We start from the raw sequence: 18,981 nt of genomic DNA, 5'->3' as shown, positions 1-18,981 counted from the left end.
GGCGAGACGACATGGCTTACCGCATCGAGAAAGACACGCTCGGCGAGGTCCGCGTTCCCGAGGAGCGCTACTGGGGCGCCCAGACGCAACGCTCGCTGGAGAACTTCAAGATCGGCGGGCAGCGCATGCCCACCGAGGTCATCCGCGCCTTCGCGGTGCTGAAGAAGGCGGCGGCTCTCACCAACGCCGAACTGACCGACTTCCCCCAGGAGAAGGTAGACCTCATCGCGCGCGTGTGCGACGAGATAGCCGAAGGCAAGCTCGACGACGAGTTCCCGCTGGTCGTGTGGCAGACGGGCTCCGGCACACAGTCGAACATGAACGTGAACGAGGTCGTGGCGAACCGGGCAAGCGAGCTTGCGGGCGAACCCCGCGGCAGCAAGAAGCCGCTCAACCCGAACGACGACGTCAACAAGAGCCAGTCGTCCAACGACACGTTCCCGACGGCCATGCACATCGCCGCCTACCGCGTGCTGGCAGGCCGCACCCTGCCGGAGCTGCGTGCCTTGCAGGCCTCGCTCGAGGCCAAGTCGCGGCAGTTCGCCGACATCGTGAAGATCGGGCGCACTCACCTGATGGACGCGACGCCGCTGACGCTCGGCCAGGAGTTCAGCGGTTATGCGGCGCAGGTGAGCAAGAGCGTCGAGGCCATCGAGAACGCCCTACCGCACCTGGCCGAGCTGGCGCTGGGCGGCACCGCCGTCGGCACGGGGTTGAACACCCCCAAGGGGTTCGCCGTGAGGGTCGCGGAGCGCATCGCCGAGCTCACGGGGCTGCCGTTTCGCACGGCGGACAACAAGTTCGAGGCGCTCTCCGCCCACGACGCCGTCGTGGAGGCCTCGGGCGCCCTCAAGCGCACGGCCGTGGCCCTGTTCGCGGTCGGCAACAACATCAGGCTGCTCGGCTCCGGCCCGCGCTGCGGGATAGGGGAGCTGCGCCTGCCCGAGAACGAGCCGGGCTCGAGCATCATGCCGGGCAAGGTCAACCCCACGCAGGCCGAGGCCCTCACCATGGTCTGCGCTCAGGTGATCGGCAACGACGCCGCCGTCAGCGTTGCCGGTACCCACGGCCACTTCCAGCTCAACGTCTTCAAGCCGGTGATGATCTACAACCTGCTCATGTCGGCCAACCTGCTCGCCGACGCCTCCAGCAGCTTCCGCGTGCACTGCGTCGACGGCATAGAGGCCGACGAGCAACGCATACGCATGCACCTCGATAACTCGCTGATGCTCGTCACGGCCCTGAACACGAGCATCGGCTACTACAAGGCCGCCGAGATAGCCCAGAAGGCCCACCACGAGGGCACGACCTTGAAAGAGGCGACCGTGGCCCTCGGTTACCTGAGCGCCGAGGAGTTCGACGCGGCGGTCGTGCCCGAGGACATGGTCGGCTGAGGCGCGGTCGGGCGGCCGCCGCCGCCGACCCCGGCTAGGCGCAGGTCGCCGACGCCGTCTCAGCGCCGGTTGTCGATGACCTCGGCGTCGTCGGGCAGGTGGCGCACCTCGGCGGGGTCGAGCCCCTGATTTGTCACGAGGTCCTCGGCGTTCAACTCGGCGAGTACGTGGCCGTCCGACTGCGTGAAGACGAGCTGCCGCGGGAGCCAGTCCGACGAGTCGACGCGCGCCGTGACGTTGAGGATCTGCGCGGTCGGGTCCTTGTTGACGAAGTCGATCACGTAGACGTCGCCGTTCGGACCCTGCTCGACCGACTCGAGGGTGGCGTCGAACCCGGCGAAGATGGTGCCGAGGTCGAACGAGATCTCGGCGCTGGCGCCGTCTTCGCCCTTGGGCAGCAGGCCTCCCAGCGCGTCGGGGTCATCGGCGTCGAAGATCATCACCTGGTTGGTTAGGAAGGTGTAGTTGTAGACCGCGTCGCCGTCCAACACGATCTCGTTGTCGGCCAACGCGTCGGGCTGGATGATGTACGCCTTGGCGAGGCTCTGAGGCGGCACCACTTGGATCTCGATCTCGAGCGCGATCGTGGTTCCGTCGGTGTCGATGAGCTTGCCGGTCAAGGTGAAGGCCGCGTCCTGCAGCCCGCGGGCCGCGCTAGCGACCTTGTCCAGCACCGTATCGACGTCGAGCGGCTGGGCGAGCGCGGGCGCGGCGAGCAGCGCGAGGGCGCCCAGGGTGGCCCAGGTACGGGCCAAGGCCGAGCGGCCGCGGTGCTGTGGCATCGTCTTATCCATGCCGTGATGTTATCCGCCTGGGCCCACCGGAGCATGAAGAACGCTTTAAGGGCGTCATCATGCCAGTCAGGAAGTCGGTGCTACGCTTCGGCCAGAAAGGGGGCAGGTCATGAAGAGACTCTTCGGAGCAATCCTGCTGCTCGTCCTCGCTCCAATGGTAGCCGCTCAAGGGTTCGTGGTGAGCCCTCAAGCCATCGTCGTCAACCCCGCACCCAGCTTCGGTGTTCAGGTCTGGTTGGATCGCGACCCCTCGGGCGACGCCATCCCTACGTACCAGGTCGGCGAAGACGTCAAGATCAGCGTCCGCGTCGACGACTCCTCGTGGGTCTACATCTTCGATGTGCGCCCCAGCGGCGAGATCACGCAGATCTTCCCCAACCGCTACAGCAGCGATAACCGCCTGAGTGCCGGCGAAACCCGCACGTTCCCGCCGAGTGGCGCTCGCTACGTGTTCAGCATCGAACCCCCGCTGGGCCTGTCGAAGGTCATCGCCATCGCCAGCAAGTCGCAACTGGACACCTCGACGCTCGCGCGCTTCCAGCGCGAGAGCGACATCTTCGCGCAGAGCACCATCGGCGAACAGGGCTTCATCCAGAGCTTCGCCATCGTCGTGAGGCCCATCCCGCAACGAGACTGGGTAACCGACACGGCGCTTTACAGCGTCGGTAGCGAGCCCGCGACGCCCCAGTTCGGCACGATCGACTTCGCGTCCACGCCCAGCCGCGCCTCCGTCTACCTCGACGGCCAGTTCATCGGTTACACGCCGCTGAGCTTCGGCGCCGCTAAGGGCAGGCACGACGTCAGGATCGAGCTCGACGGCTACGATCCGTACACGACCACGGTCGACGTGCGCGCCGGTCGGACGCAGTCGGTAACCGCGCGCCTCAATCAACAGCGCCGGGCGGGCATGGTCGAGTTCACGAGTTCGCCGAGCGGCGCAGACGTCTACGTCGACGGCCGCTACGTGGGCACCACGCCCACCGGGCAGGTTCAGTTCGACGCCGGCAGCTACACGGCCCGCTTCGATCTGCCGGGCTACGACTCGATGAGCGTCACCTTCAGGGCCCGCGACGGCGAGAACCGCAGCGTCAGCGTGCAGTTGGTGGCGCAGAGCGGCACCGCGGTCGTGCAGGGCAACATCGGCGGCGCCCTCGTGTTCATCGACGGTCGCCAGGTCGGCACACTCCCCAGTGGTAGCGGCCGCCTGCAGGTCAACGACGTCTTCCCGGGCACCCACGAGCTGGTGGTCATCGCTCCCGGTTACGCGACGTACGTGACGAGCTTCAACGTCAGCGCCGGCAGGACGGTCACCCTGAACGTGCGCCAGTCGCGCTTCTGAGGTCCGCCTGACGGCCCTAGGCCGCCAACGAGTAGGCAGCCCACCGCGTTTTCGCAGCGGTGGGCATCTTCTTGCGCCGCGGGCGCCCGTGCGGCCGCTAACGAGTGGCGCGATAGAATCGGTGCGTGCGTGAGAATGGAGCCCTGATCGCGATAGTGCTCGCCGGCGGCGGCCCAGGCGACCGCCTGGCGCGCGAGGTCGGGGCGCCCTCCAAGGCGCTGGTCCCACTGGGTGACAGGCCGCTGGGAGAGTACGTCCTCGCCGCGCTGCGCGCCTCGGGGGTGGTCGACAGGGTCGTGCTGGTGGGTGACCCGCAGGGTCACTTCGAGGGCCTTTACGACGTGACCGTGCCCGCCGGCCTACGCCTCGTGGACTCACTAGCCCTCGGCCTCGGCGCGGCCATGTCCCAGCCCGACGCCGGCGACCGCCTGCTGGTGGTCACTGCCGACGTGCCCTGGTTGACGGGCGCGGCCGTGGCTCGCTTCTTGCGCGCGGCGAGCGACCTTACGGGCCCGGACGGCCGTCCGGCCCAACTGGTCTACCCGATCGTGAGCGAGGCGGACGCGCTCGCAGCGTTCCCGGACCAGAGCCGTACCTACGCAAGCCTGGCCGACGGGCGCTTCACCGGCGGGAACCTGGTGCTGCTGCGCCGCAGCGCGGTGCCCGCGCTTCTCGCGCTGATCGACCGCGTGTTCCGCAACCGCAAGAACCCCCTGGCGCTCGCGAGGACCGTGGGCTTCGGGACGCTCGTCCGTTTCGTCCTTGGCCGCGCCCGGGTATCAGGGCTCGAGCGGCGCGTGAGCGCTTTACTCGGGGTCGCCGCTCGGGCGCTTCCCACCGACGACGCCTGCGTGGCGGCCGACGTCGACAAGCCCGCCCACCTGCCCGGGACCACACTGCCCGACTTCCCCACGCTAGCCCTGAGGAGGGATCCTTGAGACGACCAGGCCAACTTCGCGTAGCCGCCTTGCTAGGGGCCTCCGCATCCGTCGCCTTCGCGCTGCTCGTCGCCCTGCTCGTGTTCTGGGCGTTGGGCCGCCGTGGTCAACTGGGGTTCAGTGACTTCAACGCCGCTGGGATCCTCGAGGGCCTCTGTTTCGTGCTCGCCTACTCCGGCGCCCTCATCTACGTGCGCACCGCCCTGCGGCTGCCCAGCCCCACCCTCCTGAGCTTCGGGCTCTTGGCGCCGCCGACCACCGGCCGCTCGGCCAGCAAGGTGCCCGTCGTGGACGCCGCGCAGGTGGCCCAGACCATGATGGCGAACCGCATCGTCATAGTGCAGGACTCGGGGGTGCCCGTCGGGGTCACGGGGCTAAACCACGACCGGATCACCTCCTGGGAGGAACTCGTCAAGGTCGAGGCCGACACGGCCGTTACAGACCTGAGGCGGCTGCTGGCACACGAGCAGCTCGTGGTGGTGCTCGACGCCAACGAGGTCAAGGGCGTCATCACTCAGGAGATGTACTTAGCCGGCCTGTGGGGCAGCGTCCGCTAACGGCAGGTACGGCTCGGCGTCGGCACTGAAGGGAGACTCGGGGAGGCGCCCCGCAGCAAGCCTCAGGCCGCCGGCCAGCGCGATCATTGCGCCGTTGTCGGTCGTGAGGGCGGGTGGCGGGAAGGCCACGTCGATGCCGGCCGCCGCGAACTCGCGCCGGAGCCTCGCGTTGGCGGCCACGCCACCCGCCACCACGAGCTTCGTCATGCCCGTCCGCTCGAGGGCCCTGAGGGAGACGCTGAGCAATGAGCCGACGACCACGCGCTCGAAAGACGCCGCCACGTCGGCCGGATCGAGTGTCTGGTTCCTCTCGACCAGCAGAGCCACCGCCGTCTTGAGGCCACTGAAGGAGAACTCGAGGCCCTTGTCGCCCTGCATGGGCACCGGCAGCGAGACGGCGCGGTCGTCGCCCGCCTCGGCCAGCTTCGCAAGCGCGGCCCCGCCGGGGTAACCGAGCCCCAGAAGGCGCGCGACCTTGTCGAACGCCTCGCCGGCGGCGTCGTCGCGGCTGCGACCAAGCTCCTCCACCCGGTCCCAAGCGTGCACGGCGAACAGTGCGGTATGGCCTCCGGACGCGAGCAGCGCCACGAACGGCGGCTGCGCGTCGCCCGCCGCCGCGATGTGGCCCTCCAGGTGATGGACGGGCACGAACGGCACCTGGAGCCCCCAGGCCAGCGCCTTGCCGTAGTTGAGCCCCACTAGGAGCGCGCCGACCAGGCCCGGACCCCTGGTGGCGGCCACGGCCCCGATTTCACCGAGGCCGACCCCGGCCGCCGCCAGCGCGCGCTGCACCACCTCGTCGATGACCTCCAGGTGCTCCCGGCTGGCGAGTTCGGGCATGACGCCGCCGAAGCGGGCATGAAGGGCGGTCTGCGACTCCACGACGTTGGCCACCACCTGGCCGGCGCGTGCCAGTCCGACACCGGTGTCGTCGCACGAGGTGTCGATGCCGAGCACCAGGGGCGGCTCGGTTGCGGGGCGCGACTGGTGGCCGCCCGCCCCGTCGGGGCCGCGCCCGGCTTCCCGACCTAGCACGGCTCCACCGAGTAGCCCCGTGCCGCCCGCAGTTCGAGCACCTCGCCCCCCGCCACGAAGCGCTCGAGGGCTGCTCTGCAAGCGGGCAGGGCCTCCTCGCTGGTCACGGCCCCGACGGTCGGGCCGGCGCCGGATAAGAAGGCCGCGTAAGCGCCGGCCTCGCGGAGGTCGGCGATGGCGCTCTCGAAGCCGGGCACCAGGTGCGCGCGGTAGGGCTGATGCACGACGTCTAGTGCCGCGGCCCTCAGGAGCTCCGGGCGGTCGAGGGCCACGGCCGCGACCCACAGCGCCGAACGCGCTGCGGTTATCACTACGTCCTGGCGCGGGTAGGAGGCTGGTAGGGCCGCGCGGGCCTCGTGGGTCGCGAGTTCGAAGGCGGGCACGCCGAAGAGGAAGCGCCAACTCGCCGGGGGCTCCAGGGTGGCCTGCAAGAAGGCGCCCGCCTGGTCTACGGCCGCCACCGTGAAACCGCCGAAGACGCATGGACCGACGTTGTCGGGGTGACCCTCCAAACCGGCGGTGAGCGCGAACACGCCACGGCGTCCAAGCTGGTTCCCGGTCAACGCGTCCGCGAGCGCGGCACCGGCCACCAGCGCCGCCGACGACGAACCGAGGCCGCGAGCCAAGGGGATCGGGTTGCGCACGGTGAGGGCCACGGTGGGTGTCGGGAGGCCGAGGCTACCGAAGACCGCTCTGAAGCCGGAATGGACGAGGTTGTCGGGCGTGTCGGGCACTTCGCCACGCCCGCGATAGTCGAACGAATCGGCAGCGGCGGGGGCGAGTGTCACCTCGAGTTGCAGGTCGAGTGCGAGGCCGAGCGCATCGAAGCCCGGCCCCAGGTTCGCGCTGCTGGCCGGCACGCGGACACGCAACATGGAGGGCACGCTACCACCGGGCGCCACGCCAGGAGTGGAGTCAGGGCCGCTCACCCTCTAGCGAGTGCTGCCGCCGCGGGGAGGGCGTCCGCCAGGTCCGACGCCACGAGGCCGAGCCCCGCCTGCTCCGCGGCCAGCTCCCCGGCCACGCCGTGGAGCCACACCGCCGCGCAGGTCCGTTCGAACGTCCGCTCACGGCCACCCGTGGGCGCGAGTAGTGCGGCGATGACGCCCGCCAGCACGTCCCCGGTGCCGCCCGTGGCCATGCCGGGGTGGCCGCGCTCCGACACGGCCACCCGGCCGTCCGGCGAGCTGATGACGGTGGTGGCGCCCTTCAGCACGACGGTGGCGCCGAAGCCGGCGGCCAGCATCGCGGCGGCATCGAGCGGGTCATGAACCACTTCCTGCGGTTCTGCACCGAGCAGCGCGGCGGCCTCGCCCGCGTGTGGGGTCATGACGACGCCGCCTCGTGCGCCGAGTTCGGCGCGGGCCGTGGCCGGCCACGCCGCCGGGCTCAGGGCGGTTGCGTCCAGCACGACCGGGCCGGGAGCGAGCCGAAGCAGGGTGGGGAGTAGCCCCAGGGCGCCATCCGCCAGCCCCGGCCCGATCAGTGTCGTGGCGGCCCTCTTCGGCGCGAAAGCGTAGCGAAGTAGGGCGCGCAGGTCGGCCGGGGCGTCCTCGGGGAACGGGAACTCCTCGAAGATCGTCTCCGGCCACGCAGCCGGGTGGCGCACGGGTCCGAGAAGCGTCACCAGCCCGGCGCCGGCGCGCCACGCACCGCGGCAGGCCAGTTCGCCCGCGCCCGAGTACCGTTTCGAGCCGCCGACGACGGTAACCGTGCCCGCCGTGTACTTGTGGGCGTCGGGGGGCCTCTCGGGCAGCCAGGGGCACACGGTTTGCGCGTCCAGCAGCAGCACGTGGCCGCACGCGTCCATGATGGCCGGCGGCATGCCGATGGCCGCCAGAACGCGTTCCCCGTACGCGCCGCGCGTAGGGTAGAAGGCGCCGGCCAGCTTGTGCCCGGCCAGCTCCACGGTCACGTCGGCGGTCACGTGGGGACCCATCGGCTGCGGCGCGTCGGTGGGCAGTCCGCTCGGCACGTCGACGGCCACCACGGGGACGCCGAACCCGCTCAGGCGTGACAGGAGTTCGCCCAGCCGACCCTCGACCGGCCTGCTCAGGCCGCTGCCGAAGATGGCATCTACGATCACCGCGGAGGCACCCGGGGCCAGCGACTCCCAGGAGTCCAGGGGCTCGGGCGTGACGCCGCCGGCCAACAGTTCCTCGCGCGCGCGCCGCGCGTCCGGCCGCCCCGGCTCGGCGCTCAGCTCCAGCACGCGCACCGTCATGCCCTGCGCGGCGAGGTCCCTGGCGCAGACGTAACCGTCACCACCGTTGTTCCCCTTGCCGCAGAGCACGATGGCCGTGCGGCGTGCCGGGTAACGACTCTGCACCTCCTGCGCCACGGCCTTGCCGGCCGCCTCCATGAGCCGCCAAGTGCTCACCCCGGCGGCCGCGGCCAAGCGGTCGGCCTCGCGCATGTCCGCGGCTCGGTAGAGCTTCATGTTGCTCCCTTGCTAGGGCGTCGGCTGCCGGGCAGCGTCTCGGCTGTCGTATAGGGCCTCGTCCGCCGTACCCTGCTTCGGCGGCCGGCCAGGGCCTCGGCCGAAGACCCAGGCCTCAGTCGCCGGCCAGCGCCTCGTCGATCCTGCTCAGCGTGTCTTCGTTCAGGGTCAACCCTGCGGCGACCACGTTCTCCTCGAGCTGCTCCACGCGCGTGGCGCCCGTGATCACGGAGGAGACGTTGGGGTTCCTCAGCACCCAGGCGAGCGCCAGTTGGCTGCGCGTGACCCCCAGGTCGTCGGCAACGCCCTTGAGTGCGCGGACACGGGCCACGGCGTCCTCGGTCAGGTGGCGCTTCCGGAAGCCCTCGAAGTTGGCGAAGCGCGAGCCCTCGGGGACTCCCGAGTCGTACTTGCCGGTGAGCAGGCCCTGCGCCAGCGGGCTGAACACGACCAGACCAACCCCCTTGGCCGACGTGGTGGGCATGATCTCGCCCTCGACCCGTTCGCGGCGCAGCATGGAGTACTCGGGTTGTTCGACCACCGGCGCCACCAGGCCGTTCGACTTGGCGAATGTGACGGCCTCCGCAATCTGTGCGGCGCTCCACATGCTCGTCCCCCAGTAGTGGGTGCGGCCCGAACGCACTACGTCGGAGAACGCCTCCACCGTCTCCTCGAGCGGCGTCTCGTCATCGAAGCGGTGGGCGAAGTAGATGTCGAGGTAGTCGAGCCCCATGCGGTCCAGGGTCAGGTCGATCGACTCCATGATGTGTTTGCGGCTCAGGCCGCGGTCGTTGACGTTCTCGGACATCGGCCAGTACAGCTTGCTGCTCACCACCAGGTGATGCCGCGGCCCTACCTCGGCGAGGGCCTCGCCCATCATCTCCTCGCACTTGCCCTTGGCGTAAACGTCGGCCGCGTCGAAGAAGTTGACGCCCAGCTCCACGGCCCGATCGATTATGCGCCTGACCGTGTTCTGCTCCTCGATCGTCTGGCCGTACGTGGTCCAGCCGCCGAGGCTGACGCTGCTGACCTTGAGGCCGCTGTTGCCCAACCTGCGATAAGTCATCTGGTCACTAGACATGCCCTAGGCTACCCTCTGGGCACCCCCCGACAAGGACCACACGCTGCCCGCCCGTATGATTGAGGCATGGAGCCCATCTACGACGCTCCCCCTCCGCGCCTCACCGAGCGGCTCGGGCGACCGGGCGAGTTCCCGTTCACCCGCGGCGTTTACCCTGCCATGTACTCGGAGGGCAGGCTCTGGACCATGCGGCAATACGCCGGCTTCGGATCCGCGCGGGAGTCGAACGAGCGCTACCGGTACCTTCTCGGGGAGGGAGTCACCGGCCTCTCCGTCGCCTTCGACCTCCCCACCCAACTGGGGCTCGACCCGGACGACCCCCTCGCCGCGGGCGAGGTGGGCCGCGTGGGCGTAAGCGTGGCCACCATCGACGACATGCGGGAGCTGTTCGACAACATTCCGCTCGACAAGGTGACGACCTCGATGACGATCAACGCGCCCGCCATGATGCTGCTGGCGCTCTACGTGCTGGTGGGCGAGGAACAGGGCGTTGCGCACTCGCAACTGGGCGGCACCGTGCAGAACGACATCCTCAAGGAGTACGTGGCGCGCGGCACCTACATCTACCCGCCCGGTCCCTCCATGCGCCTGGTGACCGACCTCTTCGCTCACTGCGCCCGTGAGCTGCCCAACTTCAACACCATCAGCATCTCCGGCTATCACATCCGCGAGGCCGGGGCGACCGCCGCGCAGGAGCTGGCCTTCACGCTCTCCAACGCGCGCGCCTACGTAAGGGCGGCGGTAGGGGCAGGCCTGAAGGTCGACGACTTCGCGCCGCGCTTGTCCTTCTTCTTCGCGTGCCACAGTCGGCTGCTCGAGGAGGTCGCGAAGTTCCGGGTGGCGCGGCGCATGTGGGCCCGGATCATGCGTGACGAGTTCGGTGCCAAGGAGCCGCGGTCGCAGATGCTGCGCTTCCACACCCAAACGGGGGGAAGCACGCTCACCGCGCAGCAGCCCGAGAACAACGTGGTGCGCACCGCGTACCAGGCGTTGGCGGCCGTGCTGGGCGGCACGCAGAGCCTGCACACCAACGCCCTCGACGAGGCGCTGGGTCTGCCGACGCCAGAAAGCGCGCGCCTCGCGCTGCGCACGCAGCAGATCCTCGCCTACGAGACGGGAGTCCCGGAAGCCATCGACCCGTTGGCGGGCAGCTACTACCTCGAGAACCTGTGCGACGAGCTGGAGGCGGCCGCCACGAAGCTCATGGACCAGGTCGAAGCGCTCGGCGGCTCCGTTCGCGCCATCGAGGCCGGCTTCCTTCAGCAGGAGATCGATGATTCGGCGTACCGGTTCCAGCAGGAGATCGAGTCGGGCGAGCGCGTGGTGGTGGGCGTGAACCGTTTCAGCGAGGGCGGCCACGCCGACGTGCCCCTCCAGGTCATCGATCCCGAGCTGGAACGTCGCCGCGTCGACACCCTGGCGGCGTTCCGGGCAGCGCGTGACGGCGTGGCCGTATCCGCGGCGCTCCTGGCCTTGCGGCGCGCGGCCGAAGCCGGCGGGTCGGACGCTAGGGTTTCGCTATTCCCCCTCGTCAAGGACGCGTTGGCGCGCCACGCGACCCTGGGCGAGGTCTGCGGCGTGCTGCGCGAGGCCTGGGGCGAGTACCACGGCTGAGCGCGGGCTCAACCGCTGGCGAGCGAGCGGACCAGTAGGGGCCCCAGGGGTCTGCCGCCCAGGAGGTGCATGTGCAGGTGGAAGACCTCCTGATGCGCGTGGTCCTTGCAGTTGACGATCAGGCGGTAGCCCTTGGTGAGGCCCTCCTGCTCGGCCACCTTGCGCGCCACGGTGAACATCCGCCCCAGCGCGGCCTCGTGCTCCGGCAGGACGTCGTCGGCCGTGGGGATGATGGCGTTGGGAACGATCAGGACGTGAACGGGCGCCTTGGGATCGATATCGCGGAACGCCGTTACGAGGTCGTCTTGGTAGACGATGTCCGCGGGGATCTCGCGGCGCACGATCTTGGCGAAGAGCGTGTCTTGGGTCATGCCCCAGTCTAATTGCGCGGCAGGAATTGCGCGGCAGGGACTCTTTCAGGCCGACTTGAGTTCGCTCATGGTGAATAGCGCAGTGAGTTCCACGCCCTCGGCAGCCAACGACTCCACGCCGCCGGCCTGGCGGTCGATGACGCACAAGGCATGGCCGACCCTAGCGCCGGCCTCGCGCAGGTCTCGAGTAGAGAGGACCACCTGCCCACCCGAGGTGACCACGTCCTCGATGACGAGCAGGCGCCGGCCCGCCGGCTCGCCGCCCTCGGCGAAGCGCCGCGTGCCGTACTCCTTGGCCTTCTTGCGCACGAACAGCGTGGGCAGGCCCGTCACCTGGGAGAGCATGACGGCCAGGGGGACGCCGCCCAACTCGAGCCCGGCGAGGGAATCGATGCCGGCGGGCACGAGCGGGGCCATGGCCTCGGCGATGGCCCGCAAGAGCTTGGGGTCCGACTCGAACATGTACTTGTCGAAGTACTCGCTACTAGTCGCCCCCGAGCGCAGCAGGAACTCGCCATGGAGCAGGGAGCGACTGGCGATGGCGCGGGCTAGTTCGGTGCGCTGCATGCCCAGATGTTACCGCCGGCCGCCCCGCGCCCGGGCGTTCGGCGGCAGGACGCCACCCGGGTGCGCTTCGTATCTGCGGCTAGGGCGCCCCCAAGGCCGGAACCTGTGCTAGACTCAAGCGCTTAGCAGCGGGGCGCCTTGGGGTTCCCCGCCGAACTCCACTCACGAGAGGGGCACGTCCAGCGGCCCCGTAGCAACGGAGGAAGTCATGCCGCGCGTATGTGCCATCACCGGGAAGCGCACCCGCAGCACCACCACCAGCATCCGCAAGGGCTCCGCCAAGCGCAAGGGCGGCGTCGGTCTCAAGCAGGTGGGCGTGCATAAGCGCACCGTCAAGCCGAACCTACAGAAGCGCACGGTCTGGGTCGACGGCCGCCCCATGCGCGTATGGTTGAGCACCAAGGCCATGCGCCAGCTCGACCCGACCATGTTCGTCAACCCGAACAAGCTCGGCTGAACGAGCCGCGCATGAAGGGCACGGCGCCGCTCCCTGCGAGCGGCGCCGTCGTCTTGCACGTGCACCAGGTGACAGTTCGGTTCGGCGACTTCGTCGCGCTCAAGGACGTGACGTTCGACCTGAAGGCCGGCGCGCTGCTCGCCATAGTCGGACCCAACGGTGCCGGCAAGTCGACGCTAGTGAAGGTCATCCTGGGGCTGACTGCGCCGCTGTCGGGACACGCCACGGTGTTCGGTGAACGGCCCGGCGCGAACCCCGAGCGCATCGGCTACGTCCCGCAGCTCAAGACGTTCGACCGCACGTTCCCTGCCACCGCCTTGGAACTGGTGGTGACGGGGTTACGGGGCGCGTGGCCCGGACGGGTGGTAGCAGGCGAGCGCGAGCGGGCCTTCGCGGCCCTGCACCGCGTTGGCGCCGCGGAGCTCGCGGGCCGGCCGCTGGCGCGGCTCTCGGGCGGCGAACTGCAACGCGCGTATCTCGCGCGCGCCTTCGTAAGGGGGCCGCAGCTCGTGCTCTTGGACGAACCGGCAACGGGCGTCGACTACTTGGCCGAGCGCGACATCTACGACCTGCTCGAGGAGTACCAGGCCGATTCGGGCGCCACCGTCGTCATGGTGACGCACGACCTGACGGCCGCCCGTTACCACTCCGACGACGTGTTGGTCCTGAACCGCACGGTGCACGGGTACGGCCCGCCGGAGGACGTGATGCGCGAGGAATGCCTGCAGGCGGCCTTCGGACACAAGCGCCACGACCACGGGTTCACGCTGTGAGGTCACGACCACGGGTTCACTCTCTGGGACTACGCCCACGGGTTGACGCTGTGAGGTCACGTTCGTGACCATCCTCGAGGCGCTGGCGCTGCCGTTCTTCCAGCGCGCCGTCATCGCCGGGCTCGCGATAGCCGTCATGGCTGGCGTGCTCGGCGTGTTCGTCGTGCAGCGGCGGCTCTCCTTCTTGGGCGACGGCCTTGCACACGCGGCCTTCGGCGGCATGGGCATCGGGGCGTACGTGATCGTCACCAGCGGCCTGATCGGTTCGGGGGTAGCGCTGCTCGAGCACCCGCTCTGGATAGCCATGCCGTTCAGTCTGCTGGCGGCGCTCGTCATCGCCGCGCTGCGCAAGCGCACGCGCCTCAGCTCCGACACCGCTATCGGCGTGGCCTTCGCCGTCAGCGTGGCCCTCGGCGTCATGTTCTTCTCTCTCATCCCGCCCGACGTCAACCTGGGCGTCTCGGTCATGGACCTGCTGTTCGGTTCGATCCTGGGCGTGCGCCGGGGAGACCTGATCGTCATCGTGGTCGTGGCCGTGCTGGCCGTCGGCGCGCTGATGGGGCTATGGGGAAGGCTCGGCTACGCCACCTTCGACGACGAGCTGGCGCGTAGCGACGGCCTGCACACCGACCGGCTGGAGCTGGTGCTGTTCCTGCTGGCCGCCCTCGTCATCGCCGTAAGCGCCAGCGTGGTCGGCATCGTGCTCATGGCCGCCTATCTGGTGATACCCGCGGCCGCCGCTAGGCTGCTGGCGCGGACCCTCGCACAGATGACGCTCCTGAGCGTGCTGTTGGGCGTGGTCAGCACCGTGGTGGGGTTGGGGCTGTCCTTCTACTGGGACGTGCCGAGCGGCGCCACCATCGTGCTCACGCAAGCGGCCCTGTTCGTGCCCGCTGCGGTCTTCGGGCACCGGCGCTGACCTCGGGGGCCGGACCGCGAGGACGCCGGAGGCGGGACCTTGGACGACTCGGAAGGTCGCCACGGCGACGAACTCGCGGCCCGCTACTCGAAGATCTCGGGCCACAGCTCGTCCACCTTCCGCTTCACGGCGGTGGGCATCACGAGCTTCTCGGGCCAGTCCCGTGCGAACCCCTCCGACCTCAGCTTCGGAGTGGCGTCGACCGCGAAGATCGGCGCGGCCGCGAAGGTGTCGTCGACGATCTGCACGTCGCGCTCGGGGTCGATGTTGTTGAGCATGGTCCAGATGCAGTCGTCGAAGTCCCGCGGGTTGCAAAGTTCGTCCACCACGGCTATCAGGCGTACCCCCTTGGCCACGCCCTGGCGTGCCGCCCACTCGGCCAGGTGCCGCCCTTGCCCGGGGCGCTTCTTCTTCGTGGTAATGAACCAGAAGCCGCCCGCCACCTGGTGCTGGTCCTCGATCTCGGCGTGCACGGGCAGCTCGCCGGCGGCACGCTCGGGGTTCGGCGCGAAACTCACGTCGCCTCCCTCCTCGGGCGTCTTCCGCGTGCCGTCGAGAACGAGCTTGCTGCCGTAACTGAAGGCGCGGCTCGAGTGGTCGAGCACGTCCATCGGACCCTTCGCGAACTGACTGTCGCGGCCCGGAACGGTGCCGGCCAGGACCTTGCGCCAGAAGCCCAAGTGATCCTTCGGGTCGGCCTCGGGGTCGTCGCTCACGAGCAAGACCTTCGCCAGCATCATCTGGCCCAGCCCCAGGAGACCGTTGGCCACCTTGAAGGCCTGGCCCGGGTAGCTCTTCTCGATCACCACGTTGACGAGGTTATGCGCGATGCCGGCCGGCGGCAGGTGGTAGTCGACGATCTCGGGCAGTATGAAGCGCGCCGGCTCGAGGAAGATCCTCTCGCTCGCCTCGATGAGGTAGGCGTCCTCCATCGGCGGTCGGCCCACGACGGTGGCGGGGTAGAGGGGGTCCTCGCTCGTGGTCACGGCCGTCACGTGGAAACGCGGGTACTCGTCGGGCAGCGTGTAGAAGCCCGTGTGGTCGCCGAACGGACCCTCCATCACGAGGTCCTCGTTCGGATCGACGTAGCCCTCCAACACGATCTCTGCGTGAGCGGGTACCTCCAGGTCGACGGTGACGCCCTTGACCACCTCGACCTGCCTGCCGCGCAAGAAACCGGTCAGCGAGTACTCGTTGAGGCCCGGCACGGGCGGGAGTGGCGCCGTGGCGGCGTAGGTGAGGGCGGGGTCCCCGCCGATGGCCACTGCGACCTCCAACCTTTGGCCCAGGCGCGCGGCCGCGGCCATGTGACGCGCCCCGGTCTTGTGGCGCTGCCAGTGCATAGCAGTACTGTTCCGGTCGAGCACCTGCATCCTGTACATGCCGATGTTCAGGTCGCCCCGCTCGGGATCGCGCGTGATCACGAGCGGCAGCGTGATGAACGGCCCACCGTCCTGCGGCCAGGTCGTGAGGACGGGGAGGCGGCCGAGGTCGACCTCGTCGCCGCGCAGCACCACCCGCTGCGCGGGCGCCGTGCGCACGCGCCGGGGCGGCAGCGCCGCCACCTCGCGCAGTTTGGGCAGGTTGGACACCAGGCCCAGCAGCCCGCCGCCCAGTTTCACGTCGAGCAGCGAGCGGATGCGCTCGCCCACCTCGTCCAGGTTCTCGACCCCGAGGGCCAGCGCCATGCGCTCGCGGGTGCCGAAGAGGTTCATCACCACGGGCGTGTCCAGCGCTCGACCGTCGCGGTCGACGGGCCTCTCGAACAGCACGGCCGGGCCGCCCGACTTGACGAGGCGGTCGGCGATCTCGGCCATCTCGAGGTAAGTGGACACGGGCACGGCGACGCGCGTCAGCTGGCCGCGCTCCTCGAGCCTGGCTACGAAGCCTTTCAGGTCGGAACTCATGCCCACATGCTAGCCACCGTGGGCGCCGCCCTCCCGCTGGGCCGTCAACGCCGCCCACTCGGGGGCGGGAGCCTCTACGCCGGCGTCCAGGAGGGCGCGGGCCAGAGCGGCCTTGAGCTCGTCCATACCCGCCCCCGTCACCGCGGAGACGATTCGAGCGTCGTAACGCCTGGCGAGCTCGGCCACCACCTGGGGGTCGGCCGCGTCGGCCTTGTTGAGCACCACCTGGCGGGGCACCTCTAGCCCTAGGTCGTCGAGGACCCGCCTCACGGCGTCGACCCTGTCGGGTGCGCCAGGGTTCGCGGCGTCGACCACGTGGAGCAGCAGGTCGGCGTCGTGCAACTCCTCGAGGGTGGCGCGGAAGGCGTTCACCAGCTCCTCGGGCAGTTCGCGGATGAACCCCACCGTGTCGGTGTAGACGACCTTGCCGCCGAACGGCCCGAGGCCGGGCAGCCAACCCTCGCGGCTGGTGGGGCGCAGGGTGGCGAAGAGCTTGTCGCGCGCCAGCATGTCGGACTTGGCGAGTGCGTTGAAGAGCGTCGACTTGCCGGCGTTCGTGTAACCGACGAGCGCTACCGTGGGCGTGGCGCTCCGCAGGCGCTGCTTGCGGCTCTCGCTGCGGCGGCGGCTGATGGCGTCCACCGCGGCCTCCAAGCTCGCTATGCCGTCACGGATCTTGCGGCGGTCGACCTCGAGCTTGGTTTCGCCGGGACCGCGAGTGCCTATGCCCCCGCCGAGGCGGCTCATGGCGACGCCGCGGCCCGCCAGCCGCGGGAGCTGGTAGTGGAGTTGCGCCAGCTCCACCTGCACTTGCGCCTCGCGGCCGCGCGCGTTCTGCGCGAAGATGTCGAGGATGACCTGAGTGCGGTCGAGCACCTTCAGCTTGGTGAACGCCTCCACCTCGCGCGCCTGAGCGGGCGACAGTTCGCGGTCGAAGACCAACAGGTCGGCGTCCTCGTGGAACGCCAGAGCGACGACCTCTTGCAGTTTGCCTTCGCCCACCAACGTGCGCGGGTCCGGTTTGTCGCGGTGCTGCAAAGTGGACGCCGCGACGTCGGCGCCGGCGCTGCGCACGAGTTCCGCGAGTTCCGTCATGCGCGACTCGGTCTCGAAGGCGCCCTCCCTACCGGCGAGGCCCACCAGCACGGCGCGCTCCGCGCTCGTCCGGTGCACCTCCCGCGCGGCGGAGTCGCGCGCCAGCTCCTCCTCCAGCGCGTGCACGCGCTCCAGGAAGTTCAGTTCCTCGAGCTGGCGTACCGTCATCGGCGCCTCCACCAGCCAGTCCTCCTGGTCGCTCCCTGCGGGCGCAACGAAGGCGAGGTGGGCGGGACCAACGACGACCGCGTCGGCGGAACCGGCGGCGGGTGTCACGTCCAGCGCCACCATGGCGTCGAGGCGGTTCATGAACAAGGTGGTGAGGTCCGCGCCGGAGAGGCCCCCTGGCTTGAGGTGCGTGTGAGCGAGACGCAGTCCGTAAAGGCGCGATTCGGCCTCGCCGTGCACCGGTGGCAAGGGGGTGTCGGAGGCGTCGCCCACCGCCACGGTGAGCACGCGACCGCGGCGGTCGATCAGCAGGCTGACGCCACGTTTCAACTCGACGGTCAGCCGGCCCATCGCACGGGCCAGGTCGACCGTCACGGCCGCTTCGGGCGGCACGCGCCGCCGGTACAAGTTGCTGAGGCGCTTCAGTTGGTTGCTCTTCAGGCCGGTAGTGCGGCCGTGGACCTTCTCTATGGTCGCGGCTCCTCTCGCCGAGGGGCATCTGCTTGGCGCATGCCCGCGTGAACAAGGGCATTCTAGCCCTCGGGGGCCGCATGCTAGGCTCGCGACGATGCCGGCCCCAACAACCGTCCGTGGCGCGCTGATCGCTTTCCTGACGGTCTTGCTCGTGAGCCTCACCGGCCCGGTGCTGGCCCAGTCGGGCGGCGCCGTCAGGGCTTCGAGCCGCTCGGGAACCGTGTTCGTGGAGCTTACCGACCTCGCCCGCGCGGCTGGGGTGGTGGCAACCGGGAGTGGCGACGTCTTCACCTACCGGGGACCCTTGGGCGTGGTGACCTTCTTCGCCGGTTCCTCCGCGGGCCTCCAGCAGCGGCCGGGCGACGGCGGTCCGACGGAGGTCTCGTTCTCCGCGCCCGTCATCCGCACGGGTGAGGAGTGGTGGGCGCCGTTGGACGCCCTCGAGCTGTTGGGGGTGGCGCCCGACCCTACCGGGGTCGCGGTCGATCTGGCGACCGGGGTGAGGGTAGCCCTCGCGCTCGAGGCCTTGCCCGGAAGTAGCCCGAACGACGCCGCGGTCCAACTGGAGGGCGATGACGCTGCGTGGGAAGTGGGGGAGCTGGCCGCCGGCGTGCCGGTGCTGCGCTTCTTCCACGACGGCGTGGGGCTCACCCTCGTGGACCTGGCACTGCTGCCCCTGGCGCGTCCCGAGCTGACCGCCCAGGTGGACGCCGCGCTCGACGACGCCTGGAGGCAGGACGGCGCCCGCGACAACCTGCTCCTGCTGCAGGTGACCGCCGTCGAGGAGTCGGCGTGGGACAACACTCTGCGCTTCGCTCAAGGCAGCCGGGAGCTAGAGGTGCGCTACCCGTACCGGCTGCTGCTTCAAGTCGGCTCCGCCGAGACGGTAGCGCCTGACGCCCCCGTGTCGGGTGTGGTGCTGCTGCCGGCGGGCTTCGACCTGTACCGCCCCCTGAGAGTCGAGTGGGCCGGAGTATCCGCCGAGGTCTCCTTCCGACGCTGAGGGCGCCCGCCGACCTGTACGCTTGGAGGCGTTGGGGGCCCATGGCGGGTCCCCG

Annotated in this window: 18 protein-coding genes; 9 read left to right on the top strand and 9 right to left on the bottom strand. The window is 69.8% G+C overall.

Translation table 11 applies throughout. The features are described 5' to 3' along the window. Positions 1-11 precede the first annotated feature (11 nt). The gene (gene fumC / locus ROY82_09115; protein MDT3682616.1) at positions 12-1,394 is read left to right on the top strand and encodes a class II fumarate hydratase; all 1,383 of its coding nucleotides are present in this window, start codon (positions 12-14) and stop codon (positions 1,392-1,394) included. A gap of 59 nt (positions 1,395-1,453) precedes the next feature. Here the strand turns inward: fumC and ROY82_09110 are convergent, their stop codons facing one another. Next, on the bottom strand, positions 1,454-2,188 hold the full coding sequence (locus ROY82_09110; GenBank protein ID MDT3682615.1) for an outer membrane lipoprotein carrier protein LolA: 735 nt from the start codon (positions 2,186-2,188) through the stop codon (positions 1,454-1,456). 109 nt (positions 2,189-2,297) lie between these two features. On the opposite strand from ROY82_09110, the gene ROY82_09105 reads away from it, so the two are divergent. The 3 genes from ROY82_09105 (at position 2,298) to ROY82_09095 (ending at position 5,022) form a co-directional block, all read left to right on the top strand. Next, on the top strand, positions 2,298-3,527 hold the full coding sequence (locus tag ROY82_09105) for a PEGA domain-containing protein (GenBank protein MDT3682614.1): 1,230 nt from the start codon (positions 2,298-2,300) through the stop codon (positions 3,525-3,527). 125 nt (positions 3,528-3,652) lie between these two features. Continuing rightward, positions 3,653-4,465 (top strand): nucleotidyltransferase family protein, encoded by an 813-nt coding sequence (locus ROY82_09100; protein MDT3682613.1) that lies wholly within the window; start codon positions 3,653-3,655, stop codon positions 4,463-4,465. Further along, a complete protein-coding gene (locus ROY82_09095) occupies positions 4,462-5,022 on the top strand; it encodes a hypothetical protein (protein ID MDT3682612.1) in 561 nt (186 codons plus the stop codon). Before ROY82_09100 ends, ROY82_09095 begins: the two co-directional genes overlap by 4 nt. On the opposite strand, the gene tsaD is transcribed toward ROY82_09095, so the two are convergent. From tsaD to ROY82_09075, 4 genes are all read right to left on the bottom strand, one after another. Further along, the gene (gene tsaD, locus ROY82_09090; GenBank protein ID MDT3682611.1) at positions 4,993-6,057 is read right to left on the bottom strand and encodes a tRNA (adenosine(37)-N6)-threonylcarbamoyltransferase complex transferase subunit TsaD; all 1,065 of its coding nucleotides are present in this window, start codon (positions 6,055-6,057) and stop codon (positions 4,993-4,995) included. The two genes, ROY82_09095 and tsaD, sit on opposite strands and share 30 nt — an antisense overlap. Further along, on the bottom strand, positions 6,051-6,932 hold the full coding sequence (gene thrB / locus ROY82_09085) for a homoserine kinase (GenBank protein MDT3682610.1): 882 nt from the start codon (positions 6,930-6,932) through the stop codon (positions 6,051-6,053). The genes tsaD and thrB overlap by 7 nt, the downstream gene beginning before the upstream one ends. Positions 6,933-6,982: 50 nt before the next feature. Then, positions 6,983-8,497, bottom strand: a complete 1,515-nt coding sequence (locus tag ROY82_09080; GenBank protein MDT3682609.1) for an NAD(P)H-hydrate dehydratase — start codon at positions 8,495-8,497, stop codon at positions 6,983-6,985. Between the two features lie 115 nt (positions 8,498-8,612). Next, positions 8,613-9,578, bottom strand: a complete 966-nt coding sequence (locus tag ROY82_09075; protein MDT3682608.1) for an aldo/keto reductase family protein — start codon at positions 9,576-9,578, stop codon at positions 8,613-8,615. Positions 9,579-9,644: 66 nt separating this feature from the next. On the opposite strand from ROY82_09075, the gene ROY82_09070 reads away from it, so the two are divergent. Then, positions 9,645-11,192 carry a methylmalonyl-CoA mutase family protein gene (locus tag ROY82_09070; protein MDT3682607.1) on the top strand — a complete coding sequence of 516 codons (1,548 nt, stop codon included), beginning with the start codon at positions 9,645-9,647 and terminating at the stop codon, positions 11,190-11,192. A gap of 8 nt (positions 11,193-11,200) precedes the next feature. Here ROY82_09070 and ROY82_09065 read toward each other — a convergent pair whose 3' ends face one another. Together ROY82_09065 and pyrE are read right to left on the bottom strand one after the other, a co-directional pair. Then, a complete protein-coding gene (locus tag ROY82_09065; protein ID MDT3682606.1) occupies positions 11,201-11,563 on the bottom strand; it encodes an HIT domain-containing protein in 363 nt (120 codons plus the stop codon). 45 nt (positions 11,564-11,608) lie between these two features. Beyond that, positions 11,609-12,130 carry an orotate phosphoribosyltransferase gene (pyrE, locus tag ROY82_09060; GenBank protein MDT3682605.1) on the bottom strand — a complete coding sequence of 174 codons (522 nt, stop codon included), beginning with the start codon at positions 12,128-12,130 and terminating at the stop codon, positions 11,609-11,611. A 208-nt stretch (positions 12,131-12,338) separates the two neighbouring features. On the opposite strand from pyrE, the gene ROY82_09055 reads away from it, so the two are divergent. From ROY82_09055 to ROY82_09045, 3 genes are all read left to right on the top strand, one after another. After that, positions 12,339-12,587 (top strand): L28 family ribosomal protein, encoded by a 249-nt coding sequence (locus ROY82_09055; GenBank protein MDT3682604.1) that lies wholly within the window; start codon positions 12,339-12,341, stop codon positions 12,585-12,587. A gap of 11 nt (positions 12,588-12,598) precedes the next feature. Continuing rightward, positions 12,599-13,360: a metal ABC transporter ATP-binding protein gene (locus ROY82_09050; GenBank protein ID MDT3682603.1), complete on the top strand. Its 762-nt coding sequence runs from the start codon at positions 12,599-12,601 to the stop codon at positions 13,358-13,360. 64 nt (positions 13,361-13,424) lie between these two features. Beyond that, on the top strand, positions 13,425-14,279 hold the full coding sequence (locus ROY82_09045; GenBank protein ID MDT3682602.1) for a metal ABC transporter permease: 855 nt from the start codon (positions 13,425-13,427) through the stop codon (positions 14,277-14,279). 83 nt (positions 14,280-14,362) lie between these two features. Here the strand turns inward: ROY82_09045 and ROY82_09040 are convergent, their stop codons facing one another. Beyond that, on the bottom strand, positions 14,363-16,186 hold the full coding sequence (locus tag ROY82_09040; GenBank protein MDT3682601.1) for a menaquinone biosynthesis decarboxylase: 1,824 nt from the start codon (positions 16,184-16,186) through the stop codon (positions 14,363-14,365). Positions 16,187-16,195: 9 nt separating this feature from the next. Next, positions 16,196-17,842, bottom strand: a complete 1,647-nt coding sequence (hflX, locus tag ROY82_09035; protein MDT3682600.1) for a GTPase HflX — start codon at positions 17,840-17,842, stop codon at positions 16,196-16,198. 175 nt (positions 17,843-18,017) lie between these two features. On the opposite strand from hflX, the gene ROY82_09030 reads away from it, so the two are divergent. Further along, on the top strand, positions 18,018-18,926 hold the full coding sequence (locus ROY82_09030; GenBank protein ID MDT3682599.1) for a hypothetical protein: 909 nt from the start codon (positions 18,018-18,020) through the stop codon (positions 18,924-18,926). Positions 18,927-18,981: the final 55 nt, after the last annotated feature.

The organism is Truepera sp. (assembly GCA_032027045.1).
Lineage (GTDB): Bacteria > Deinococcota > Deinococci > Deinococcales > Trueperaceae > JAAYYF01.
The sequence above is the reverse complement of the archived record's forward strand: the minus strand, read 5'-3'. Positions and strand labels throughout refer to the sequence as shown.